The sequence below is a fragment of the Salinivibrio sp. SS3 genome, from assembly GCF_001722105.1.
Classification (GTDB): domain Bacteria; phylum Pseudomonadota; class Gammaproteobacteria; order Enterobacterales; family Vibrionaceae; genus Salinivibrio; species Salinivibrio kushneri.
The window spans coordinates 63,193-86,750 of the sequence record NZ_MEBQ01000017.1; the positions used below are offsets into that span (position 1 = coordinate 63,193).

Here is a 23,558-nt window from a genome sequence, read left to right on the forward strand (position 1 = left end):
CGGACACATGAAGATCTTACTTGCCAATCCCCGTGGTTTTTGCGCAGGGGTTGACCGTGCCATCAGTATTGTTGAGCGCGCGCTAGAAATCTATCAGCCTCCCATTTATGTCCGTCATGAAGTGGTGCATAACCGTTTTGTGGTGGAAGGCTTAAAGCAGCGTGGGGCGATTTTTGTTGAGCAGATCAGCGAAGTGTCTGATGACAGTATTGTGATTTTCTCCGCCCACGGCGTGTCTCAGGCCGTGCGCAATGAGGCCAAGTCGCGTCAGTTAACCGTGTTTGATGCGACCTGCCCGCTAGTGACCAAGGTGCATATGGAAGTCGCGCGTGCCAGCCGTAAGAACATGGAAGTGGTACTGATAGGCCATGCCGGCCACCCTGAAGTGGAAGGCACCATGGGACAATACGCCAGTGAAACCGGTGGGATGTATTTGGTCGAAACCCCAGAGGATGTGTATACCTTGGAGGTGAGCGATCCGGATAACCTGCATTATGTCAGTCAAACCACCCTGTCGGTCGACGAAACCGCGGATGTGATTGATACTCTGCGTAAGGTGTTTCCTAACATCCAAGGACCACGCAAAGACGACATTTGTTACGCCACCCAGAACCGCCAAGATGCGGTGCGCGATTTAGCGCAAAGCTGTGACGTGATGGTGGTTGTCGGCTCAAAAAATAGCTCTAACTCAAACCGTCTGCGTGAGTTATCCGAAAAACTGGGAACGCCAGGTTATTTAACTGACACGGCAGAAGATATTGATCCGGCTTGGTTTGAAGGCAAGCATACGGTGGGGATCACGGCCGGTGCGTCGGCACCAGAAGAGCTAGTGGATCAAATTATCGAGCGTATCAAGCAGCTGGGTGCGACCCATGTTGATAACCTTGCTGGGCGTGAAGAAAACATGTTTTTTGAAGTGCCTAAAGAGCTACAAATTCGTGAAGTCACTTAGGGTGATGAGCAAGACGATGAGGGGAGCAAGTGCTTCCCTTTTTTTCGCCAATATACAAGTGCCAAGGAACGCGCTAGAGTGGTGGGTTACCGAGAAGGAGCCAGTGAACTGGCAAAGTGACAAAGGGGAAAATCATGGTACGTATTGCCATAGCCGGTGCGGCTGGGCGCATGGGGCGCAACCTTATCCAAGCGGTTTCACAGTATCCAGGTGCCGTGTTAGGGGCGGCGAGCGAAAGGCCGGAATCTAGCTTAGTCGGCACCGATGCAGGCGAACTGGCAGGGATCGGCCGCTTGGGCGTCAATGTGGTGGACGATTTGCGCAAAGTCAGTGACGACTTTGACGTGGTGATTGATTTTACCGCTCCCGCTGCAACCTTGGCCAATTTAACGCTGTGCCAAGAGGTCGGTAAGCAACTGGTTATCGGTACCACCGGCTTTGATGAGGCGCAAAAACAAACCATTGAAGAGGCGGCATCCTCGACAGCGATGGTGATGGCGCCCAACTACAGTGTGGGTGTGAACCTTGTCTTCAAGTTGCTTGAGCAGGCGGCGAAAGTGATGGGCGACGAGTGCGACATTGAAATTGTTGAAGCGCACCATCGCCATAAAGTGGACGCACCATCAGGTACTGCATTAGGTATGGGTGAAGCGATCGCGGGGGCGATGGGTAACCAGCTTAGTGACGTGGCGGTTTATGCCCGTGAGGGGATCACTGGCGAGCGGAGTAAAGACGAAATTGGCTTCGCGACCATTCGAGCTGGGGACATTGTTGGCGAACACACAGCGATGTTTGCCGATATTGGCGAGCGTGTCGAAATCACACACAAGGCCTCTAATCGTAATACCTTTGCTAAAGGGGCGGTACGTGCCGCGGTATGGCTCAATCAGCATCAACGCGGTTTATACACGATGCAAGATGTCCTCAATCTTAAATAATTATTCATCGCGCTTCGGCGCGATGTTTTTTTATCCCCTCTTGTTTGCTTTGCCACGTTTGCTTTTTATTTTCTTCTTTCTTGTTTTTTATACGCCTCTCAAGCGCTTTAAGTGACAAAGTCGCTTTCATCAGTGTTTAGTAATGCAAGGTAAACGTTTGCGAGTTTGATTTCATTTTAAAGAGAGAAAACACGAGCAATAAAAGAATCTCAGTGCTCGATTTGGGTGTTTTTTGTCCGTAAATCGCGGTTTAGGTTTGTTTTTATGGTGCTTTGATGGCGCTTTGTTAGTGAGTGACTAATAAAATAAAGAAAAATACTGTGCTTTGATTGACAGCTAGCCGCCTCGTCCCTAGAATGCGCGCAATTTGTCAAAATTCAGCTTGACGCGGGTTTTGATCTTAGATGGAATACGTGAATGCAACGTTAGTCGTAAAAAGTGCATTTCTATATAACTGGAGGTTGTCTTGAGCAAGTCTGCGCTCTTAGTCCTAGAAGATGGGACAGTGTTCCACGGTACCCCGATCGGCGCTGATGGCACCGCGGTGGGAGAAGTGGTTTTCAATACCTCGATGACGGGGTATCAAGAAATACTCACCGACCCCTCTTATTCCCGTCAGATCGTGACACTCACCTATCCCCACATTGGCAACACCGGCACCAACACCGAAGACGAAGAATCTAGCCAAGTCCACGCCCAAGGCCTCGTCATTCGTGATCTCCCCCTGTTAGCCAGCAACTTCCGCAATCAACAGTCCCTTTCTGATTACCTCAAACATCACAACATTCTCGGCATTGCCGATATTGATACGCGCAAACTCACGCGATTATTGCGAGAAAAGGGCGCGCAGAACGGCTGTATTGTGGCCGGCGATAGTGTAGATGAGGCATTGGCGCTGGCGAAAGCGCAGGACTTTCCTGGCTTAAAGGGAATGGATCTCGCCAAAGAAGTGACCACCAAAGAAAGTTACCGCTGGACGCAAGGCTCTTGGCAGCTTCATCAAGGCTTGCCCGAGGCTGCCGTAGAAGGTGAGCTGCCGTATCACGTGGTCGCCTATGACTTTGGAGCCAAACGCAATATCTTGCGCATGTTGGTTGACCGAGGTTGTCGCTTGACTGTGGTGCCGGCGACGACGCCGGCTGATGAGGTGTTGGCGATGAACCCCGATGGTGTCTTCTTATCCAATGGTCCCGGCGACCCAGCACCATGTGATTACGCGATTGAGGCTACACAAGCGTTTTTAGAAGCAGGCGTGCCTGTCTTTGGTATTTGCTTGGGCCATCAGATATTGGCGCTGGCGAGCGGCGCGAAGACAGTGAAAATGAAATTTGGCCACCACGGCGCTAACCATCCGGTGAAAGACCTAGACCGTGGCGTGGTGATGATCACCAGCCAGAACCATGGCTTTGCCGCCGATAAAGACAGTCTGCCAGACACATTAAGAGCCACCCATGTGTCTCTATTTGATGGAAGTTTGCAAGGTATTCATCGCACTGATAAGCCCGCATTTAGCTTCCAAGGGCACCCCGAGGCAAGTCCGGGGCCGCATGATGCCGCGCCACTTTTTGATCATTTTATCGATCTTATCAAACAACATCGCGCCTAATTGGAGTCGTTGAGCATGCCAAAACGCACAGACATAAAAAGCATTCTTATCCTGGGCGCAGGCCCTATCATCATTGGCCAAGCCTGCGAATTTGACTACTCCGGAGCGCAAGCGTGTAAAGCCCTGCGCGAAGAGGGATATCGCGTCATTCTGGTGAACTCCAACCCAGCCACTATCATGACCGACCCAGAGATGGCCGATGCCACTTACATTGAACCTATCCAGTGGCAGGTGGTGAAACACATCATCGAAAAAGAACGCCCTGACGCCGTACTGCCAACCATGGGTGGTCAGACAGGTTTGAACTGCGCTCTGGATCTTGAACGCCATGGCGTGTTGGCCGAATTTGGCGTGGAAATGATTGGCGCTACTGCTGATGCGATTGATAAAGCCGAAGACCGTCATCGCTTCGATGAGGCGATGCAAAGCATTGGTTTGGAGTGTCCACGCGCGGGTATCGCCCACAGCATGGATGAGGCGCACAAGGTGCTCGACGAAGTGGGCTTTCCTTGTATTATCCGCCCCTCCTTTACCATGGGCGGCACTGGCGGGGGCATCGCCTACAACCAAGAAGAGTTTAAAGATATTTGCGAGCGCGGTCTCGATTTATCTCCCACCAATGAGCTGCTTATCGATGAGTCCCTCATTGGCTGGAAAGAGTACGAAATGGAAGTGGTGCGGGATAACAACGACAACTGCATCATTGTCTGCTCGATTGAAAACTTCGACGCCATGGGGGTCCACACGGGCGACTCTATCACGGTTGCGCCAGCACAAACCCTGACGGATAAAGAATACCAATTAATGCGTAACGCATCCTTGGCAGTGCTGCGCGAAATAGGCGTTGAGACCGGCGGCTCGAACGTACAATTTGGTATTAACCCCAAAAATGGCCGTATGGTGATCATCGAGATGAACCCGCGGGTATCACGCTCTTCGGCGCTCGCGTCAAAAGCAACCGGCTTCCCGATTGCCAAAGTGGCGGCCAAACTGGCCGTGGGCTTTACCCTTGACGAGTTGATGAACGATATCACCGGTGGCGCCACGCCCGCGTCGTTCGAGCCGACCATTGATTATGTGGTGACTAAAATCCCACGCTTTAACTTTGAAAAATTTGCCGGTGCCAACGATCGCTTAACCACCCAGATGAAGTCAGTGGGTGAGGTGATGGCGATTGGACGTAACCAGCAAGAATCATTGCAAAAAGCACTGCGCGGCCTAGAAGTCGGTGCGGCGGGCTTTGACGAGATGGTAAACCTGGATGACGATACGGCGTTAACAAAAATCCGTCATGAACTCAAAGAGCCAGGCGCAGAGCGGATTTGGTACATTGCCGATGCCTTTCGTGCGGGGATGTCGGTCGATGGGGTATTTAATCTGACCAATATCGACCGTTGGTTCTTGGTGCAAATCGAAGACATCGTCAAGCATGAGCAGCAAGTGCGTGAGCAGGGCTTTGCGGGGCTTAATAAAGCCGCATTGCGTCAGTTAAAGCGTAAAGGCTTTTCCGATGCGCGTTTGGCCGCCTTGTTGGGCGTTTCAGAAATTGAAGTGCGCAAGCTGCGGGACAAATTTCAGATTCACCCTGTCTATAAGCGTGTCGACACCTGTGCTGCTGAGTTCTCGTCGGATACGGCCTATATGTATTCCACCTACGATGAAGAGTGTGAGTCACAGCCGACAGATAAGAAGAAAATCATGGTTATTGGCGGTGGCCCTAACCGCATTGGGCAAGGGATCGAGTTCGATTACTGCTGTGTTCACGCGTCATTGGCCCTGCGTGAAGACGGTTTTGAAACCATCATGGTTAACTGTAACCCAGAAACCGTTTCTACCGACTATGACACCTCTGACCGTTTGTACTTTGAACCCATCACTCTAGAAGATGTGCTGGCGATAGTGAACGTTGAAAAGCCTGAAGGGGTCATTGTTCAGTACGGTGGGCAAACGCCTCTTAAACTGGCCCGTGACTTAGAAGCGGCGGGTGTGCCGATTATCGGTACCAGCCCAGATGCGATTGACCGTGCCGAAGACCGTGAGCGTTTCCAAGATGCCGTACAGCGCCTTGGCCTCAAACAACCTGCCAACGCGACAGTCACTGCACTGGAGCAAGCGGTGGAGAAAGCCAAAGAAATTGGTTATCCGTTGGTGGTGCGTCCGTCTTACGTATTGGGCGGACGGGCGATGGAAATTGTCTATGATGAGACCGACCTGCGCCGCTACTTTAATGAGGCAGTGAGTGTCTCGCACGAATCTCCCGTGCTGCTGGACCATTTCTTGGATGATGCGACGGAAGTGGACATTGATGCGGTGTGCGATGGTGAAACGGCAGTGATTGGCGGCATCATGGAGCACATCGAGCAAGCTGGCGTGCACTCTGGTGACTCCGCCTGCTCGCTGCCCGCGTATACGTTAAGTGACGATATCCAAGATCGCATGCGTGAACAGGTGCGCAAGCTAGCGTTGGAGCTAGGCGTGAATGGATTGGTCAATACGCAATTTGCGGTGAAGGATGATGAAATCTATCTCATCGAGGTCAACCCGCGCGCTGCTCGAACGGTGCCATTTGTCTCTAAAGCGACGGGTGTTCCTCTGGCGAAAATCGCTGCGCGCGTCATGGCAGGCCGCTCCCTGGCTGAGCAAGGGTTTGTCAAAGAGGTGATCCCGCCTTATTACTCGGTGAAAGAGGTGGTGCTACCGTTCAACAAATTCCCAGGGGTTGATCCATTGCTGGGCCCTGAAATGCGTTCGACCGGTGAGGTGATGGGCGTGGGGGATACCTTTGCCGAAGCCTTTGCAAAAGCAGACCTCGCCTGCGGTAAAGCCTACAGCGAGGGCGGACGGGCCTTGTTATCGGTGCGCAATAATGACAAACAGCGCGTGGTGGATTTAGCAGCGAAGTTACTCAAGCTTGGCTTTGAGCTCGACGCGACCCATGGCACCGCGGTGATCCTTGGTGAGGCGGGTATCAATCCGCGTTTGGTCAATAAGGTGCATGAAGGGCGACCACACATTCTTGATCGTATCAAAAATGGTGAGTACAGCTACATTGTCAACACCACGGAAGGACGCCAAGCGATTGAAGATTCAAAAGTCTTGCGTCGCGGCGCGCTCGCAGCCAAGGTGAATTACACCACTACGCTGAACGCCGCCTTCGCCACTTGCATGGCGTTAACAGCGGCGGACATGAGCAAGGTCAACCCTGTGCAATCTTTGCATGCACGGGTGCAGACCAAATCATAACGGTACGACTGTCAACGCGTATCAGCCCGCCATCTTGGCGGGCTTTTTTATTCAGTGAGATTGGGCCAGTGTCGCCGTAACTGACCGCGGATCAGCGCCATATAAAACTCACGCTCAAACTGAGTAATCGGCGAGGGAACATTCTCCGGCTGCGCGTCTTCCTCGGGATGATAATGACTGACAAGTTGCACTACGATGTGCTGTTTTCCTGAATCATCTTCTAGCATCCCAGCCAAATTAAAGCTGCCATACAGCGAGCCACTTTTGGCCTTTAAACGTCCTTTTATGGGCGCATGACGAATGCTCTGGCGATACTTGAGGGTACCATCCACGCCGGCAGTGGGGAGCATTTGAGTCATGCCCAGTGTCGGATGCGTGGTGATATAATGCATCACCTGCGCCAGTTGGCGGGCGCTGAGACGGTTATTACGAGACAACCCGGAACCATCGACCAGCACGGCCTGTGATAGGTCAATCCCAGCCTCCTGTAATATCGCCTTCACCGCTGCAACGCCATTGCGATACGAGCCAGGCTGCTGAAAGTAGCGGCGCCCTAAGGCTTTGAGAAGGTTGTCGGCAATGAGGTTGTCAGAGTCGCGCAGCATCCTAGTGAGCAGGGAGGTAAGGGGGGCTGACTGGTGACGAGCCAGCTCGCGTGACTGACTGGGTGCCCGCGCCACGCGAATATCGCCTTTCACACGCACATTCAGGCGCGCGAGCTCATCGGCCACAATGGCTTTGACGTAAGTCGATGGCGTTTGTACGGCAAAGTTGAGTGGCAGAGGACGCGCCCGATGCGGGAGGCAACCGGAAAAATAATAGGTGTTTTTTGCTGTCGCGGTGAGATCGAGCCCGCAATGGCGGGTAGCTTGTTCGTCCTCGCTTACCGCTCGCGCTTGGTTCTCTATTGAAACGGGCTGATGGTCAGGGACATGTACGCGTGTCAACCTGCTATCAGGTTGGCTATAAATCGCCCCTTGCACACAGTTGTGATTGAGGGTGATTGCCGTGGAAGGCGCACTGTAGCAGACCGCTAAAATATCCCATGGCCAGCCAGGCGCACGGGTGCGACCAGCAAACGCGTGTCCATCCAGATAGAGATTGTTAATGGTATCGAGACCGCGACGCGGTAATTGACTCAGCAGTTGACGAATATCTTTTCGAGTCAGTAACGGATCACCATTAAAAATAAGGGCGATGTCATCACCGCTTTGCACCAATCGGGTGGAAAAACGGAAGGTGCTGGGTAAATAAAGCCGGGCGGCGAGTCCGGTGAGAAGCTTTTGTGTACTGGCTGGGGGTAGCAGCGCATCGGCTTGCTCACTGATCTGGGGGTGATTTTGCTCCACATCACTCACCCATAGCGCGACTTGGCTGCCTTTAGGCAGCAACGGTGTCAGTTGTGCCAGCGTTAACGACGCCGCCGAGGCCGACGCAAACGGCACCAGGAAAATCGTCATCAGAGCGAGATGGCGAAAAAGAGCGGAAAGCATGATAAAAGCCTTTTTATTTGCGCATGCATGCCATCCTACCCTGTCTAGCCTTGAAGACAAGCGGTTCGGGGCGGACAACCCACTCGTTGGGCTGATGATAAAGTGGATAGCCGCAAAGTGGATCGCAGATGGATGGCTCACGCTATCGCCGGATAAGAGATGATTTTGCGCGAATTCTTGTTTACAATCTAAAAAAAGCGTTGAATTCCGCCGCGCCCAGATATTTTATTTGGGCGTGGCTTTGTTTTGCCAAAATCCCTTTGCTGTGGATTGAAAGAGGTAATGTCATTTATGGATAAAGTGCCAATGACCGTACGCGGTGAGCAGCTGCTACGAGAAGAGCTGGACAAGTTGATCAAGCGTCGCCCTGAGATCTCCAACGCCATTGCAGAGGCGCGTGAACTCGGTGACTTAAAAGAAAATGCAGAATATCATGCGGCTCGTGAAGAGCAGGGTATTTGTGAGGCGCAAATCCGTGACATCGAGTACAAGCTGTCGGTGGCACAGGTGATTGATGTCACTAAAATGCCGAATAATGGCAAAGTGATTTTTGGCGCGACGGTCACCTTGATTGACGTGAACACGGACGAAGAGGTGACCTATCGGATCGTGGGTGATGATGAAGCCGACATCAAAGCGAATTTAATTTCGGTGAATTCTCCCATCGCCCGTGGCCTGATTGGAAAAGAAGAAGGGGAAGAAGTGAGCATCACTACCCCGGGTGGCGTCAAAGAGTTCGAACTCGATAGCGTCGATTACGTATAGAAAAGTGTTACTGAATGTAACCCTTCTCCGATGCTGAGACAGTAAAAAGGCCGCAATGCGGCCTTTTTGTTATGCGATAGCACAGACTGATCACGCACGTAACTATTTGCGTGGTAATTCAATTTTGCGATCTTCGCTTTGGCGATAAATCACCAAGGTTTTACCGATCACCTGCACTTTTTCGGCGCCGGTTTCCCGAAGAATGGCGTCGACAATCAGGTTTTTGGTCTCACGGTCTTCTGAAGCGACTTTCACTTTAATCAGCTCGTGGTGGTCAAGTGCAAGCTCAATTTCAGCGACCACGGCTTCAGTTAAACCATTGGCGCCCATTAAGACGACAGGCTTAAGGGGGTGAGCCAGTCCTTTGAGATACTGTTTTTGTTTGGTGCTGAGTTTCATGTTGGCTCGATTTCTATTTGCTAGGGGTTGAAAACATGCCATTCTAACGCCATCTCACCACAAACTGAAACACTAGAAAGTGGGCGGATGGCAAGCACTTGGTCTGCTGGGTGAGAGTAAGTCTGTCTTTGAGAATAAGCTAACGCACACAATTGTCTGAATTTTATATGAATGTGGTGCGATGGGTGGGCGTAGTAGGAACAACATGGCGAATAAAAAACACTCTGCCAGCTCAGGACGCTGGTTGAAAGAACACTTCGACGATAAATACGTTCATGAAGCGCAGAAGAAAGGGTATCGGTCTCGGGCGATTTTTAAGCTAGAAGAGATTCAGCACAAAGATCGCATCTTGAAACCGGGAATGACGGTAGTGGATCTGGGCGCTGCCCCCGGAGGTTGGTCACAATATGCTGCAACACAAGTCGGCGATGACGGGCAAGTGATTGCTTGCGATATCTTACCGATGGATTCCATGCCAGGTGTTAGCTTTCTGCAAGGGGACTTTCGCGAACAAGCGGTACTCGATACCTTGCTCGAGCGCATTCAACCCAACCAAGTTGATGTGGTGATGTCTGACATGGCGCCAAACATGAGCGGTAATCAGGCGGCCGATCAACCCAAAGCGATGTATTTGGTCGAATTGGCATTAGAAATGTGCCGTGAAGTGCTGGGACCGAAAGGCAGCTTCGTGGTAAAAGTTTTTCAGGGCGAAGGCTTTGATCAGTATTTGGCCGAGGTGCGTAAAATGTTTACAGCGGTCAAAATTCGAAAACCCGACTCATCCCGTGCAAGGTCGCGAGAAGTCTACATTGTGGCTACAGGTTATAAACTGTAGTACCCTTACATTTATCTATCTCAGTTATGCGAGGCTAACACCTTGAGTGACATGGCAAAAAACTTGATTCTGTGGCTGGTTATCGCCGTTGTCTTAATGTCTGTGTTCCAAAGCTTTGGACCAGGAGACAGCGCCGGTCGTCAAGTCGACTATACCTCTTTCGTACGCGAAATCGGCAACGATCAAATACAGGAAGTAAAATTTGACGATCGTGAGCTGAGTGTCACCCGACGTGACGGCTCACGCTATGTCACCTTTATGCCTGTGATGAATGATCCAAAGTTGTTGGATGATTTGCTTAATAAAAACGTTCGCGTGAAAGGGACGCCACCTGAAGAGCCAAGCATGTTGGCATCGATCTTCATTTCTTGGTTCCCAATGCTACTGCTTATCGGGGTGTGGATTTTCTTCATGCGCCAGATGCAAGGCGGTGGCGGCAAAGGTGCCATGTCGTTTGGTAAATCGAAAGCCAAAATGATGAGTGAAGAGCAGGTTAAGACCACCTTCACTGACGTCGCTGGCTGCGATGAAGCGAAAGAAGACGTGAAAGAGCTGGTGGATTACCTGCGCGATCCAAGCCGTTTCCAAAAACTAGGCGGTAAAATCCCAACCGGCGTATTGATGGTCGGCCCTCCAGGTACCGGTAAAACCTTGCTCGCCAAAGCGATTGCCGGTGAAGCGAAAGTGCCGTTCTTTACCATTTCTGGCTCTGACTTTGTGGAAATGTTCGTGGGTGTGGGCGCATCACGTGTCCGTGACATGTTCGAACAGGCAAAAAAAGCCTCGCCGTGTATCATCTTTATCGATGAAATCGACGCCGTCGGTCGTCAGCGTGGCGCTGGGCTTGGTGGTGGTCACGACGAGCGTGAGCAAACCTTGAACCAGATGTTGGTCGAAATGGATGGCTTTGAGGGCAATGAAGGCGTTATCGTCATTGCGGCGACCAACCGTCCAGATGTCCTCGACCCAGCGCTGTTGCGTCCTGGCCGTTTTGACCGCCAAGTGGTAGTCAGCTTGCCAGATGTGCGCGGTCGTGAGCATATTCTTAAAGTACACATGCGCAAAGTGCCACTCGGTAATGATGTTGATGCCTCACTGATTGCGCGTGGTACGCCAGGCTTCTCAGGCGCTGACTTGGCTAACCTTGTTAACGAAGCGGCATTGTTCTCTGCGCGTGGTAACAAGCGTGTAGTGTCGATGGTCGAATTTGAACTGGCGAAAGACAAAATCATGATGGGTGCAGAGCGCCGTTCAATGGTGATGTCGGAAGAAACCAAAGAGTCAACGGCGTATCACGAAGCGGGTCACGCCATTGTTGGTCGCTTGGTGCCAGAACATGACCCGGTTTACAAGGTCTCCATTATCCCGCGTGGGCGTGCATTGGGTGTCACCATGTACTTGCCTGAGCAAGACAGGATCAGCATGTCGCGCCAGCATCTCGACTCGATGATTTCGAGCCTGTACGGCGGCCGTTTGGCAGAAGAGCTGATCTACGGCAAAGAAAAAGTCTCGACAGGGGCATCGAACGACATCGAGCGCGCGACCGATATTGCCCGCAAAATGGTAACGCAATGGGGCTTCTCAGAGAAGCTGGGTCCACTGCTTTATGCAGAAGAAGAAGGTGAAGTCTTCCTAGGCCGCTCTATGGCACAGACCAAGCACATCTCCGATGAAACGGCTCGACTTATTGACGCGGAGATCCGTGGCATCATCGATCGCAACTACGATCGCGCCAAGCAAATCTTGGAAGAAAACCTGGATATCATGCACGCGATGAAAGATGCCTTGATGAAGTACGAAACCATTGATGCGGCGCAGATCGATGACTTGATGGCTCGCCGTGATGTGCGAGAGCCTGCTGGCTGGGAAGGTGGCGATGGGGGGTCATCCTCTGATGATACTCCAAGCAAGCCGGATGCCTCGAAAGCGAGCGCGTCTGACGAATCATCTGACGACAAAAAGCAAAAACCGCTTGATTCAGAAAACCAGTCTGAAGCGTAAATACCCATGAATACAAACCCCGATACGTCGGGGTTTTTTTGATCGTGCTCGGAAAAACGCATGCAAATAACACACAATAACCTCACACTCTCTCTGACCCGCCCCGTCATCATGGGGGTCTTAAACGTCACGCCAGATTCCTTTTCCGATGGCGGCCAATTTCAGCACTGTGATAAAGCGGTCGAACGTGCGATGCAGATGCTCGCAGACGGCGCCACCATTCTCGATATTGGTGGCGAGTCGACGCGCCCAGGTGCGGCCGATGTCGATGAGCAAGACGAGATTAATCGTGTTGTTCCCGTCATTGAAGCGATTCGTGAGCAATCTGATTGTTGGATTTCAATTGATACCAGTAAAGCAGCCGTCATGCGTGCCGCAGTCAATGCGGGTGCCAACGTCATTAATGATGTGCGCGCATTACAAGCGCCTGGGGCGTTGGAAGCGGCAGCAGATCTGCAAGTGCCTGTATGCATCATGCACATGCAAGGGCAGCCACGAACAATGCAAGCGGCCCCTGACTACCAAGATGTCGTTGGTGAGGTGAAAACGTTTTTAGCGGCACGTATCGATGCCTGCACTGAGGCGGGGATCCATCGACAGAATATCATTCTGGATCCTGGCTTTGGTTTTGGTAAGACGTTGGCGCATAACTATCAGCTTCTTGCTGACCTCGATGCTTTTCATGACTTCGGATTACCTGTATTAGCAGGCATGTCACGCAAGTCAATGATTTATAAAATGTTAGATAAAACGCCGCAGGATATTCTGGGCGGTAGCCTTGCCTGTGCCACCTTAGCCGCGGCGAAAGGCGCACAGATCATTCGCGTCCATGATGTGAAAGAAACCGCTGATGCGCTCAAGGTTGTCGCCATGACAGCGCGCGTAAAAAATGAACTAGGAGAAGAAAAATAATGACAGAGCGTAAGTATTTTGGCACCGATGGTGTGCGCGGCAAGGTGGGCGAATTTCCCATTACGCCGGAATTTATGCTAAAGCTTGGCTGGGCCGCAGGTCGCGTGTTGTCGCAACAAGGCACGCGTAAGGTACTGATTGGTAAAGACACGCGTATTTCTGGTTATATGTTAGAGTCGGCGCTCGAGTCAGGGCTGTCTGCGGCGGGATTGGAAGCGGCCTTTACCGGCCCTATGCCGACACCTGCGATTGCTTACTTAACCCAAACGTTCCGCGCGGAAGCCGGGATTGTGATTTCGGCCTCGCATAACCCGCATTACGATAACGGGATTAAGTTTTTCTCCTCCGAGGGCACGAAACTGGCTGATGAGGTTGAGTTAGCGATTGAAGCTGAGCTCGAAAAAACATTGACTTGTGTCGAGTCGGCGGAGTTAGGTAAAGCCAGCCGCATTAACGACGCGGCCGGGCGTTACATCGAATTCTGTAAAGGCACCTTCCCCAGCGCGTTGAGCCTGAGTGGGTTAAAAATTGTGCTCGATTGTGCTCACGGTGCCACCTATCACATTGCGCCTTCTGTGTTTCGTGAACTAGGTGCGGAGGTGACCACCATTGGCTGTGCCCCTAACGGCACCAATATTAACGATGAGGTGGGAGCCACGGACGTCCGTGCGTTACAAAAACACGTCCTCGAGCAAAAAGCCGATTTAGGCATTGCTTTTGACGGGGATGGAGACCGCGTCATCATGGTGGATCACCTTGGCAATAAAGTCGACGGCGACCAAATTGCATATATTATCGCCCGCGAGAGCCTTCGTCGTGGTGAATTAAAAGGCGGAGTGGTTGGTACCTTGATGACCAACATGGGGATGGAGCTTGCACTTCAGTCTCTCGGTATTCCGTTTGCGCGCGCCAAAGTGGGCGACCGTTATGTGATGGAGCTGCTGCAAGAGAAAGGGTGGCGGATCGGTGCCGAAAACTCGGGTCACGTCATTGTGCTGGATAAGGTCACGACCGGCGATGGCATTGTCGCTGCATTACAAGTGTTAGCGAGCATCGCCGCGACGGGCATGGATCTAAAAGCGTTGAGTGACGGGATGACCTTGTTGCCTCAGGTATTAGAGAACGTCCGTTTTAGTGGCACGGTTGACCCGTTACAAAGCGAGCCGGTGCTGGCAGCGAAAACCAATGTCGAGCAAAAGCTGGGCGAGCAAGGGCGTGTACTGTTACGTAAATCCGGGACAGAACCTTTGATTCGAGTGATGGTTGAGGGACCGGATACCGACAAGGTTCACGCTTATGCGCTTGAAATCGCAGAGGCTGTGAAGGCGAATTGTTGATAACGGTCGAGCGGGTGGTCATAGATTGCGCAAACAGCGTCGAAATCAAGGTTTTTTGCAATTTCCTCTTGTTTCGTCACCGCGCTTTCGCTAGTATTCACCCGCTCCCAACGAAGGGGGCTGCGCTGGCTGAGAAGTAACACTGCCGGCTCAACAACCTGGAGCATAGGTGGAACCATGTACGAAATTCTACTTGTGATTTATCTGTTGGCCGCAATCGGTGTAATTGGCCTGGTTCTGGTTCAGCAAGGTAAAGGCGCAGATATGGGAGCCTCGTTCGGGGCTGGAGCATCAAATACAGTATTTGGCTCTGGCGGCTCTGGAAACTTTTTAACCCGAATGACAACCGGTTTTGCAATTGCATTCTTTGCGTTAAGTTTGGTGCTGGGTAACCTCACTGCACACAAACCTGAAGCAAAAGGCGGTTTTGAAGATTTAAGCGAGCCTGCTACACAACAGCAAGCGACGCCAAAAGAGGACGAAATCCCTGTTGATAACAGTGAGATCCCTCAGTAAAAATTGAGCCGAGGTGGTGGAATTGGTAGACACGCTATCTTGAGGGGGTAGTGCCTTATAGGCGTGCGGGTTCAAGTCCCGCTCTCGGCACCAAGTTCACAAAGGGCATTAGCTTGCACCTTTGTTGCAAAAAGCGATATAATAATCGCAATCGGACGCGGGATGGAGCAGTTTGGTAGCTCGTCGGGCTCATAACCCGAAGGTCGGCGGTTCAAATCCGTCTCCCGCAACCAATTTTAGGTTCGTGAAGTGAAATATCAGGTTGAACGTAATCAACACGACCTCCGGTCGGCGCCGTTGCACGGCGCGATAAAATCCGCTTCTCGCAACCAATTTTAGGTTGGTGAAGCGATAAAGTCCGCTTCCGCAACCGAATTTGAGTTTGTTGTTTAAATAACGGCTAAACTGAATAACGCGTCAGCGTTTCTTGTCAAAGCCACGCTGACCGGGCTAGCCATGTGCTAGCCTTTTTGCCCTCGGGGGCAGCACAAAGCGGACCAATAAGCCTTTGTGTAGAGAGTTACTCTCTCGTTATTGCTGAGATGATTCCGACACCAGCGATAACGGCTATGCTAGCGACTTATGTTGATAGCATGGCATCAGGGTCCAGTTACATTAAACCCCGATCTTCGGGGTTTTTTGTTATCTGAAGAAGACCATTCGGATAGTAACTGGGCTTTTAAGCCCTTTTTTTATTTCTGGGGTTTGGAATGACAGGATTAGAGAAACAACTGACTGAGCTTTTGGCCGCGCCGGTTGAGGCGTTGGACTATGAGTTGGTTGGGCTTGAATTTGTTCGAGCTGGCCAGCATTCAACATTGCGTATTTTTATTGACCATGAAAATGGCATTACCGTCGACGATTGTGCCGACGTGAGCCGTCAGGTCAGTGCCGTGTTGGATGTAGAAGACCCAATCACAGTGGCTTATAACCTTGAGGTGTCATCACCCGGGGTTGACCGTCCACTGTTCACCGCTGATCATTATCAGCAATTCATCGGGCATGAAGTGAACATCGTGCTGAAAATGGCTATGCAAAACCGCCGTAAGTGGAAAGGAGAAATTCTTTCTGTCGATGGCGATACCATCACGGTTCGCGTTGACGGCCAAGATGAGGCGTTTGCCTTGAGTAATATCGCCAAAGCAAACCTGGTTCCTTCATTTTAAGAGTAAATGAGGCATTAGTAGATGAATAAAGAAATCTTGGCTGTTGTCGAAGCGGTCTCAAACGAAAAAGCCGTTCCCCGTGAGCGTATTTTTGAGGCACTAGAAACCGCACTGGCAACGGCAACTAAAAAGAAGTACGAAGCCGACATTGATGTACGTATCGCCATTGATCGCAAGTCCGGTGAATTCGATACATTCCGCCGTTGGCTCGTGGTTGATGAAGTCACCCAGCCGACGCGTGAAATTACGTTAGAAGCGGCACAATACGAAGACGAGACCCTAGAGTTGGGCGGTTACGTTGAAGATCAGATTGAATCTGTTGCCTTTGACCGTATTACCACCCAAACCGCCAAACAAGTGATCGTACAAAAAGTCCGTGAAGCTGAGCGTGCACAAGTGGTTGAGCAGTTCATGGACAACGAAGGTGAGCTGGTAACCGGTGTGGTTAAGAAGGTTAACCGCGATGTGATCATCGTTGATTTGGGTAACAACGCGGAGGCGGCTATCCAGCGCGACGATCAGCTGCCTCGTGAAAACTTCCGTCCAGGCGACCGTGTACGTGGCTTGCTGTATGCCGTCCGTCCAGAGGCGCGCGGTTTCCAGCTGTTTATGACCCGCTCAAAGCCGGAAATGCTCAGCGAGCTATTCCGCATTGAAGTGCCAGAAATTGGCGAAGAAATGATTGAGCTGATGGGCGCGGCGCGTGATCCAGCGTCGCGGGCGAAAATTGCGGTTAAAACCAACGACAAGCGTATTGACCCTGTTGGCGCCTGTGTCGGTATGCGTGGTGCACGTGTGCAAGCCGTATCGACCGAGCTAGGTGGCGAGCGCATTGACATCGTGCTTTGGGACGATAACCCTGCACAATTTGTGATCAATGCCATGGCACCGGCCGACGTAGCCTCTATCATCGTCGATGAAGACACGCACTCCATGGATATCGCTGTCGCGGCGGATAACTTGGCGCAAGCCATTGGTCGTAATGGTCAAAACGTTCGTTTGGCGTCTCAACTAACCGGTTGGGAACTGAACGTGATGACAGTTGAAGATCTACAGAAAAAGCACCAAGAAGAAGCGCAAGCCTCCGTCGAGTTGTTTGTGAAATATCTCGATATTGACGAAGACTTTGCCGAAACCTTGGTAGAAGAAGGGTTTACCACCCTTGAAGAAGTGGCCTATGTGCCAACCAGCGAAATGCTCGAAATCGATGGTCTAGACGAAGACACCGTCGAGATTTTGCGCGCACGTGCCAAAGAAGCGTTGACCACCATCGCGCTGGCACAAGAAGAGTCGCTGGGAGACGTTGAACCTGCCGAAGATTTACTGGCTCTCGATGGTCTTTCTCGTGAAATGGCTTTCAAGCTGGCCGCGAAGGGCGTGAAGACGCTGGAAGATCTGGCTGATCAAGGCACTGACGATCTGTTAGATATTGACGGATTAGACGAAACCAGTGCGGGCGAGCTAATTATGGCCGCACGTAATATCTGCTGGTTCAGCGACGAAGCGTAAAGACGGCAAAGGAGGAGCAGAATGTCAGAGGTTACAGTACATACGCTGGCGAAGGAAATTGATACGCCAGTCGATCGTCTGCTGAAGCAGTTTAAAGAAGCTGGTATGCAAAAGTCGGCTGACGATCAGGTAAGCCAAGATGAGAAACAAGCTTTGCTCGCGCATTTAAAGCGTGAGCACGGTGATAACGGCAATGCTCCGACGCGTCTGACGCTTCAGCGCAAGAAACGTAGCACACTGAGCGTGTCAGGGGCTGGCGGAAAGAACAAAGATGTCCAAGTTGAGGTGCGTAAGAAGCGTACCTATGTGAAGCGTAGCGAGCTTGAAGAGCAAAAGACAGCGCAAGAAGCGGAAGAGCAAGCGAAACGCGAAGCCGAAGAAAAAGCGCGTCTAGAAGCGGAAGAGCAAGCGAAACGCGAAGCAGAAGAGAAAGCCAAGCGTGAGGCGGAAGAAAAAGCCAAACGTGAAGCAGAAGAGAAAGCCAAACGCGAAGCCGAAGAAAAAGCTAAGCGTGAAGCCAAGCCGCAAGCGCAACCGAAAACTGAGCAGTCTACAGAAAACGCAGCGGATACTGCTGCAGCTCAAACTGCTGATGCGCAAGCGAAGAAAGAAGCTGATGAACTTAAGCGTCGCCAGGAAGAGGAAGCCAAGCGTAAAGCTGAAGAAGAAAGTCAGCGGCAGTTAGAAGAGGCACGCAAAATGGCAGAAGCAAACCAAGAACGCTGGTCAGATCAAGACAAAGCACTCAATACCATGGAGGCGGCTGATCACCATACAGTCACTTCCGAGTACGCCCGTGAGGCAGAAGACGAGGCGGATCGTCGCGAAGAAAGCGCGGCGCCACGTCGTAAGAAAAAGAAAAAGGCCAATGCAGCCGAAGATAAAACCATTCGTGGCCGTCGTGGCAAAGGTGGGAAAGGCAAAGGCCGCATGGCTAAGCCATCATCGATGCAGCATGGCTTTAAAAAGCCAGCGCAGAAAGTAAACCGTGAAGTTGAAATCGGCGAAACCATCACCGTCGCGGAGCTGGCCAACAAGATGGCTGTTAAAGGCGCCGAAGTCATCAAAACCATGATGAAAATGGGTGCGATGGCGACGATTAACCAAGTGATCGACCAAGAAACCGCGCAACTAGTGGCGGAAGAAATGGGCCATAAAGTTATCCTACGTAAAGAGAACGAGCTGGAAGAGGCTGTACTCTCGGATCGTGATAGCGATGCACCCGTCGCACCACGTGCGCCGGTGGTAACTATCATGGGTCACGTTGACCACGGTAAAACCTCGCTGCTTGACTACATCCGTAAAGCGCACGTTGCGACGGGCGAAGCGGGCGGTATTACCCAGCACATCGGTGCGTATCACGTACAAACCGACAATGGCATGATCACCTTCTTAGATACCCCTGGACACGCCGCGTTTACCGCGATGCGTGCACGTGGTGCGGGTGCTACGGATATCGTTGTCTTGGTGGTTGCCGCTGATGATGGCGTGATGCCACAAACCAAAGAAGCGATTCAACACGCGAAAGCGGCCGGTGTGCCTTTGATTGTGGCCGTCAACAAGATGGATAAAGAAGGCGCTAACCCTGACAGCGTGAAAAACGAGCTCGCACAGTATGACGTTATCCCTGAAGAGTGGGGTGGTGAAAACATCTTCGTGCATGTGTCGGCAAAACAAGGTCAGAACATTGACGGCCTGCTTGAGTCTATCTTGCTGCAATCAGAAGTGCTTGAACTGAAAGCGGTTGAGCAAGGCATGGCGCGCGGTGTGGTAGTTGAATCACGTCTTGATAAAGGCCGCGGTCCTGTCGCGACAGTACTGGTTCAAGAAGGTACCTTAAACAAAGGTGATATCGTTCTGTGTGGCTTGGAATATGGCCGTGTCCGTGCGATGCGTGATGAGAATGGCCAAGATGTAGAGCATGCTGGTCCGTCGATTCCGGTTGAGATCCTCGGCTTGTCTGGTGTGCCAGCAGCCGGTGACGAAGCCACGGTTGTGCGTGACGAGAAGAAAGCCCGTGAAGTGGCGCTGTATCGTCAAGGCAAGTTCCGTGACGTGAAACTGGCGCGTCAGCAAAAAGCCAAACTGGAGAACATGTTCTCGAACATGGCTGAAGGTGAAGTGGCTGAGCTGAATATCGTGCTCAAGGCGGACGTACAAGGTTCTGTCGAAGCGATTGCCGATTCACTGGTCAAGCTGTCAACGGATGAAGTGAAAGTGAAGATTGTCGGCTCAGGTGTCGGTGGTATCACTGAAACTGACGCCGTCTTGGCTGCCGCCTCCAATGCGATCATTTGTGGCTTTAACGTGCGTGCCGATGCCGCAGCACGTAAGACCATTGAAAATGAAAGCTTGGATCTGCGCTACTACTCTGTCATCTACACCATGATTGATGAAGTGAAACAAGCGATGAGCGGTATGCTTGCGCCTGAGTTCAAACAAGAAATCATCGGTCTGGCAGAAGTCCGTGACGTGTTCAAATCACCGAAACTGGGCGCCATTGCTGGTTGTCAGGTTTCTGAAGGTGTGATTAAGCGTAACAACCCAATCCGTGTACTACGTGAAAACGTGGTTATCTACGAGGGTGAGCTAGAATCACTGCGTCGTTTCAAAGATGATGTCAACGAAGTGAAGAAAGGCTACGAATGTGGTATCGGCGTGAAGAACTACAATGACGTTCGCGTGGGAGACCAAATCGAAGTCTATGAAACGGTTGAAATTCAGCGCTCAATCGACTGATTAAGCGTATAAATCAACCAGGTTGTTTGGATACACCGTGGGGGGAGGCGCATGCGCTTACCCCCATTTTATTGAGAGAAAAGAAAATGGGTAAAGATTTTAGCCGCACAGACCGCGTCGCCCATCAGCTGCAAAAAGAAATTGCACTGATACTGCAGCGCGAAATCAAAGATCCGCGCATTGGCATGGTCACTGTCTCTGACGTTCAGATTTCACGTGATCTGGCGTACGCGAAGGTTTTCGTCACGTTTTTAACCGTTGACGAGCAAGCGCCGACAGAAAGCCTCAAAGCCCTCAATGAAGCGAGTGGTTATATCCGCTCTTTGGTTGGAAAGGCCATTCGTTTGCGTGTGACCCCTGAGCTGACGTTTGTTTTTGATGAGTCACTCACTGAGGGAATTCGTATTTCCAACTTGGTAAGCAAAGCGGTGCGCAGCGATGATGAGCGCCGTGGTGAAGATGACAAAGGTGAGGAGTAACAGATGGCGCGTCGTCAACGTCGTCGAGGTCGCCCCGTTGATGGGATTATCCTGCTCGATAAGCCCACGGGCATGACCTCTAATGATGCCTTACAAAAAGTAAAACGTATCTTTTTTGCCGAAAAAGCAGGCCATACAGGTGCGCTTGATCCGCTCGCAACCGGTATGCTGCCTATTTGCCTGGGCGAAGCCACCAAATTCTCCCAGTTTTTGCTCGACTCTGATAAGCGTTATCGCGTGGTTGCAAAGCTGGGTGAGCGCACGAACACCTCTGACGCCGATGGCGACGTGGTAGAAACCCGAGACGTGAAAGTTAACCTAGGCTTACTCGAGCGTTGTATTGCTAAGTTTCGTGGTGAAACCCAGCAAATTCCTTCTATGTTCTCGGCGCTGAAATACCAAGGTAAGCCTTTGTATGAATATGCGCGTCAAGGCATCGAGGTGCCACGTGAAGCGCGTACCATCAAGGTGTATCAGATTGAATTGCTGCGCTTTGAAGGTGATGAGATTGAAATGGAAGTGCATTGCTCTAAGGGCACTTATATTCGCACTATCGTCGATGATCTGGGTGAAATGTTGGGCTGTGGCGCGCATGTGACGGCCTTACGTCGTACTGGCGTATCAGCCTACCCAACGCGCCAGATGGTGACGCTTGAGCAACTGGAAAGCTTGCTCAATCAAGCCAGAGAGCAAGAGATCCAGCCCAAGCAGCTGCTCGATCCTTTGTTGCTGCCCCTCGATACCGCGGTGCAAGATTTGCGCGAAATTAACTTGCTGCCGGTGATGGCCAGCTATGCATTGCAAGGGCAAGCGGTTCAAGTGCCTAATGCACCCACGAGTGGTTTTGTTCGCCTCACCGCGGGTGATAAGCGCCACTTCATCGGTGTGGGAGAAATCGACGCCGATGGTTTGGTCGCCCCACGCCGTTTGGTGGCCAGTCGCCAGCCTGAAGCGCGCTAAAAAACCGACGCTTCGGCGCGTGTTTTTACAGGAAAAGCGGCGTGGATAGATTGCTACCTTAGACGAAAGTCAGTAGAATACGCGCCTTCGGGCACCGGCTGAATCAGAGATTGGCTGGTGCATGATAATCACACACTCTTATTAGGAGAGCATTATGTCTCTGACTGCAGAAGCAAAAGCACAAATCGTTGCTGATTTTGGTAAAACTGAGAACGATACGGGTTCACCAGAAGTTCAAATCGCCCTTTTGACCGCATCAATCAACGATCTGCAATCGCACTTCGCTGAGCACAAAGGTGACCACCACAGCCGTCGTGGCCTGCTACGCATGGTTTCACGTCGTCGTAAGCTGCTGGACTACCTGAAAAAGAACAACGTTGACCGTTACTTGGACGTTATCAAGCGTCTAGGCATCCGTCGCTAAGATTCTGGAGAAAAGGGAGCTCAGGCTCCCTTTTCTTTTTCTGCTAATTCTTACTCTATTTGTACATCCCTCCGATTCTAGTCTTCCATTCATTGCTTGTGTCCTTCTTACTGAGCGATTGAAACCCCTGCCTTTTTCAGTCTCAACCCATACTGGTAGCTGTGACGCTTGCGCTTTCTAAATGAACTCGTGATTTTTCGTCATTAAAAATGAGACGCGCACAAGGACGAGTCAGAGGGCAGTACCCTGACAGTGGATAAGGTGTAGCGGCTTGATTGTTGTAGTGGTAAGTAGTATTTGCTCGCCTACCTTATACGTCGGCTTTTTGTCAACTGGTTAGTTGTTGCTTTGCGTTTAGGTGCTACACTTTATTTATAAATTGTGGTACGGGTTCCAGTGGCCCAACCTTTGGAGAAGGAATATGCTTATGTTAACTAAACTATTCGTGAATACTCGTCTTGCGCTGGAATCGTTTGCGAAGGATGACCGTGGTGTAACAGCGATTGAATATGCGATCATAGGTGTGGCAATTTCTGCTATCGTCTTAGCCGTATTCCAAGGCGATGGTGGCCTTCAATCGGCTCTCGAAGGAGCGATTAGCGCAATAACGTCAAACATCACGGCGGCGGCGGCGAACGAGTAATTGATATAGATGTTGGGTAAGAGTGATTACCGCAGTCTTGTTACTACTTTCGACATGCTGTCTATCTTGGATAATTCTAGGAGACTTGAAGTATAGAAAAATAGGGCATGGCGCCGTTGCAGTCATTGTGCTTATAAACGTTTTCATTGTTTATTGGTACAAGTTGCCAATAGACAGAGCACTTTTTCAGGCCGGCCTGGTTTTGTTGGCTGGCTTTATTTTATTTTGGCTCGGCGTGTGTGGCGCGGGAGACGTGAAGTTACTCGCGGCGATAAGCCTCGCGGTGAGCGACTATTGGTGGCCGTGGATGTTGCTTTTAACCGCTACCTTGGGTGGCATTGTCGCATTAGGGCTTTTGCTGGCGAGTGGGTTAGGGAAGCCGGAATGGCGAGCAATGGGGGTCCCCTATGCGCTAGCCATTGCTCCATCGGGATGGTTGGCGATTTGGCTAACGCTAATCAGTGCGACGTAACCCAGACGCTTGAAGATACCGAGTATAATAATGGGTGGCCACCCACATAAAAACACTATCCGTATAACAATATAAGCGGATTTAGCTGCCTCCCCACTCATAGCGTTATCTATCTACCATTGCGGAGAGTGAATACGAATACCTTAGCGCTTCGCTTTTTACTTGTCTT

The 23,558-nt window shown here is 51.3% G+C and carries 20 protein-coding genes and 2 tRNA genes; 20 read left to right on the forward strand and 2 right to left on the reverse strand.

The features are described 5' to 3' along the window. The first annotated feature begins 7 nt into the window (after positions 1 to 7). The 4 genes from ispH to carB all read left to right on the forward strand — a co-directional run bounded on the left by ispH (position 8) and on the right by carB (position 6,739). Positions 8 to 952, forward strand: coding sequence for a 4-hydroxy-3-methylbut-2-enyl diphosphate reductase (ispH, locus tag BGL48_RS07760; RefSeq protein WP_069362125.1), 945 nt, complete (start codon positions 8 to 10; stop codon positions 950 to 952). Between the two features lie 134 nt (positions 953 to 1,086). Continuing rightward, positions 1,087 to 1,890 (forward strand): 4-hydroxy-tetrahydrodipicolinate reductase, encoded by an 804-nt coding sequence (gene dapB / locus BGL48_RS07765; protein WP_069362126.1) that lies wholly within the window; start codon positions 1,087 to 1,089, stop codon positions 1,888 to 1,890. A 466-nt stretch (positions 1,891 to 2,356) separates the two neighbouring features. Continuing rightward, on the forward strand, positions 2,357 to 3,496 hold the full coding sequence (gene carA / locus BGL48_RS07770) for a glutamine-hydrolyzing carbamoyl-phosphate synthase small subunit (RefSeq protein WP_069362127.1): 1,140 nt from the start codon (positions 2,357 to 2,359) through the stop codon (positions 3,494 to 3,496). A gap of 15 nt (positions 3,497 to 3,511) precedes the next feature. Continuing rightward, positions 3,512 to 6,739, forward strand: a complete 3,228-nt coding sequence (carB, locus tag BGL48_RS07775; protein ID WP_069362128.1) for a carbamoyl-phosphate synthase large subunit — start codon at positions 3,512 to 3,514, stop codon at positions 6,737 to 6,739. A 47-nt stretch (positions 6,740 to 6,786) separates the two neighbouring features. Here the strand turns inward: carB and dacB are convergent, their stop codons facing one another. Then, on the reverse strand, positions 6,787 to 8,232 hold the full coding sequence (gene dacB, locus BGL48_RS07780) for a D-alanyl-D-alanine carboxypeptidase/D-alanyl-D-alanine endopeptidase (RefSeq protein WP_083238483.1): 1,446 nt from the start codon (positions 8,230 to 8,232) through the stop codon (positions 6,787 to 6,789). Between the two features lie 291 nt (positions 8,233 to 8,523). On the opposite strand from dacB, the gene greA reads away from it, so the two are divergent. Continuing rightward, positions 8,524 to 8,997: a transcription elongation factor GreA gene (greA, locus tag BGL48_RS07785; RefSeq protein WP_069362161.1), complete on the forward strand. Its 474-nt coding sequence runs from the start codon at positions 8,524 to 8,526 to the stop codon at positions 8,995 to 8,997. Positions 8,998 to 9,099: 102 nt separating this feature from the next. On the opposite strand, the gene yhbY is transcribed toward greA, so the two are convergent. Further along, complete coding sequence (yhbY, locus tag BGL48_RS07790) at positions 9,100 to 9,396, reverse strand: ribosome assembly RNA-binding protein YhbY (protein ID WP_069362129.1); 297 nt, start codon at positions 9,394 to 9,396, stop codon at positions 9,100 to 9,102. 205 nt (positions 9,397 to 9,601) lie between these two features. On the opposite strand from yhbY, the gene rlmE reads away from it, so the two are divergent. The 15 genes from rlmE (at position 9,602) to BGL48_RS07865 (ending at position 23,389) form a co-directional block, all read left to right on the forward strand. Then, the gene (rlmE, locus tag BGL48_RS07795; protein WP_069362130.1) at positions 9,602 to 10,231 is read left to right on the forward strand and encodes a 23S rRNA (uridine(2552)-2'-O)-methyltransferase RlmE; all 630 of its coding nucleotides are present in this window, start codon (positions 9,602 to 9,604) and stop codon (positions 10,229 to 10,231) included. Positions 10,232 to 10,282: 51 nt separating this feature from the next. Continuing rightward, complete coding sequence (ftsH, locus tag BGL48_RS07800) at positions 10,283 to 12,232, forward strand: ATP-dependent zinc metalloprotease FtsH (protein ID WP_069362131.1); 1,950 nt, start codon at positions 10,283 to 10,285, stop codon at positions 12,230 to 12,232. A gap of 60 nt (positions 12,233 to 12,292) precedes the next feature. Next, the gene (gene folP / locus BGL48_RS07805; RefSeq protein WP_141698072.1) at positions 12,293 to 13,144 is read left to right on the forward strand and encodes a dihydropteroate synthase; all 852 of its coding nucleotides are present in this window, start codon (positions 12,293 to 12,295) and stop codon (positions 13,142 to 13,144) included. Then, complete coding sequence (glmM, locus tag BGL48_RS07810; RefSeq protein ID WP_069362132.1) at positions 13,144 to 14,481, forward strand: phosphoglucosamine mutase; 1,338 nt, start codon at positions 13,144 to 13,146, stop codon at positions 14,479 to 14,481. The genes folP and glmM overlap by 1 nt, the downstream gene beginning before the upstream one ends. A 177-nt stretch (positions 14,482 to 14,658) precedes the next feature. Beyond that, on the forward strand, positions 14,659 to 14,997 hold the full coding sequence (gene secG, locus BGL48_RS07815; protein WP_069362133.1) for a preprotein translocase subunit SecG: 339 nt from the start codon (positions 14,659 to 14,661) through the stop codon (positions 14,995 to 14,997). Positions 14,998 to 15,004: 7 nt separating this feature from the next. After that, positions 15,005 to 15,090, forward strand: a tRNA-Leu gene (locus tag BGL48_RS07820). A 63-nt stretch (positions 15,091 to 15,153) separates the two neighbouring features. After that, positions 15,154 to 15,230 (forward strand) — tRNA-Met (locus tag BGL48_RS07825). Positions 15,231 to 15,707: 477 nt separating this feature from the next. Then, positions 15,708 to 16,163, forward strand: coding sequence for a ribosome maturation factor RimP (gene rimP, locus BGL48_RS07830; protein ID WP_069362134.1), 456 nt, complete (start codon positions 15,708 to 15,710; stop codon positions 16,161 to 16,163). A 21-nt stretch (positions 16,164 to 16,184) separates the two neighbouring features. Continuing rightward, positions 16,185 to 17,672 carry a transcription termination factor NusA gene (nusA, locus tag BGL48_RS07835; RefSeq protein ID WP_069362135.1) on the forward strand — a complete coding sequence of 496 codons (1,488 nt, stop codon included), beginning with the start codon at positions 16,185 to 16,187 and terminating at the stop codon, positions 17,670 to 17,672. Between the two features lie 21 nt (positions 17,673 to 17,693). Beyond that, on the forward strand, positions 17,694 to 20,411 hold the full coding sequence (infB, locus tag BGL48_RS07840) for a translation initiation factor IF-2 (protein ID WP_069362136.1): 2,718 nt from the start codon (positions 17,694 to 17,696) through the stop codon (positions 20,409 to 20,411). An 86-nt stretch (positions 20,412 to 20,497) separates the two neighbouring features. Then, positions 20,498 to 20,890: a 30S ribosome-binding factor RbfA gene (gene rbfA / locus BGL48_RS07845; RefSeq protein WP_046075120.1), complete on the forward strand. Its 393-nt coding sequence runs from the start codon at positions 20,498 to 20,500 to the stop codon at positions 20,888 to 20,890. A gap of 3 nt (positions 20,891 to 20,893) precedes the next feature. Further along, complete coding sequence (gene truB / locus BGL48_RS07850; protein WP_069362137.1) at positions 20,894 to 21,850, forward strand: tRNA pseudouridine(55) synthase TruB; 957 nt, start codon at positions 20,894 to 20,896, stop codon at positions 21,848 to 21,850. 154 nt (positions 21,851 to 22,004) lie between these two features. Further along, on the forward strand, positions 22,005 to 22,274 hold the full coding sequence (gene rpsO, locus BGL48_RS07855; RefSeq protein WP_046075122.1) for a 30S ribosomal protein S15: 270 nt from the start codon (positions 22,005 to 22,007) through the stop codon (positions 22,272 to 22,274). Positions 22,275 to 22,701: 427 nt separating this feature from the next. After that, positions 22,702 to 22,917, forward strand: a complete 216-nt coding sequence (locus BGL48_RS07860) for a Flp family type IVb pilin (RefSeq protein WP_069362138.1) — start codon at positions 22,702 to 22,704, stop codon at positions 22,915 to 22,917. A gap of 22 nt (positions 22,918 to 22,939) precedes the next feature. Further along, positions 22,940 to 23,389: a prepilin peptidase gene (locus BGL48_RS07865; RefSeq protein WP_083238485.1), complete on the forward strand. Its 450-nt coding sequence runs from the start codon at positions 22,940 to 22,942 to the stop codon at positions 23,387 to 23,389. Positions 23,390 to 23,558 lie beyond the last annotated feature (169 nt).

Excerpts from the sequence above, each read along its gene's own strand:
- nusA (WP_069362135.1), top strand. The coding sequence starts at position 16,185 with ATGAATAAAGAAATCTTGGCTGTTGTCGAAGCGGTCTCAAACGAAAAA.
- BGL48_RS07860 (WP_069362138.1), top strand. The coding sequence starts at position 22,702 with ATGTTAACTAAACTATTCGTGAATACTCGTCTTGCGCTGGAATCGTTT.
- dacB (WP_083238483.1), bottom strand. The coding sequence starts at position 8,232 with ATGCTTTCCGCTCTTTTTCGCCATCTCGCTCTGATGACGATTTTCCTG.
- rimP (WP_069362134.1), top strand. The coding sequence starts at position 15,708 with ATGACAGGATTAGAGAAACAACTGACTGAGCTTTTGGCCGCGCCGGTT.
- rbfA (WP_046075120.1), top strand. The coding sequence starts at position 20,498 with ATGGGTAAAGATTTTAGCCGCACAGACCGCGTCGCCCATCAGCTGCAA.
- glmM (WP_069362132.1), top strand. The coding sequence starts at position 13,144 with ATGACAGAGCGTAAGTATTTTGGCACCGATGGTGTGCGCGGCAAGGTG.
- ispH (WP_069362125.1), top strand. The coding sequence starts at position 8 with ATGAAGATCTTACTTGCCAATCCCCGTGGTTTTTGCGCAGGGGTTGAC.
- rpsO (WP_046075122.1), top strand. The coding sequence starts at position 22,005 with ATGTCTCTGACTGCAGAAGCAAAAGCACAAATCGTTGCTGATTTTGGT.
- rlmE (WP_069362130.1), top strand. The coding sequence starts at position 9,602 with ATGGCGAATAAAAAACACTCTGCCAGCTCAGGACGCTGGTTGAAAGAA.
- truB (WP_069362137.1), top strand. The coding sequence starts at position 20,894 with ATGGCGCGTCGTCAACGTCGTCGAGGTCGCCCCGTTGATGGGATTATC.
- ftsH (WP_069362131.1), top strand. The coding sequence starts at position 10,283 with ATGGCAAAAAACTTGATTCTGTGGCTGGTTATCGCCGTTGTCTTAATG.
- carB (WP_069362128.1), top strand. The coding sequence starts at position 3,512 with ATGCCAAAACGCACAGACATAAAAAGCATTCTTATCCTGGGCGCAGGC.
- infB (WP_069362136.1), top strand. The coding sequence starts at position 17,694 with ATGTCAGAGGTTACAGTACATACGCTGGCGAAGGAAATTGATACGCCA.
- folP (WP_141698072.1), top strand. The coding sequence starts at position 12,293 with ATGCAAATAACACACAATAACCTCACACTCTCTCTGACCCGCCCCGTC.
- greA (WP_069362161.1), top strand. The coding sequence starts at position 8,524 with ATGGATAAAGTGCCAATGACCGTACGCGGTGAGCAGCTGCTACGAGAA.
- yhbY (WP_069362129.1), bottom strand. The coding sequence starts at position 9,396 with ATGAAACTCAGCACCAAACAAAAACAGTATCTCAAAGGACTGGCTCAC.
- secG (WP_069362133.1), top strand. The coding sequence starts at position 14,659 with ATGTACGAAATTCTACTTGTGATTTATCTGTTGGCCGCAATCGGTGTA.
- dapB (WP_069362126.1), top strand. The coding sequence starts at position 1,087 with ATGGTACGTATTGCCATAGCCGGTGCGGCTGGGCGCATGGGGCGCAAC.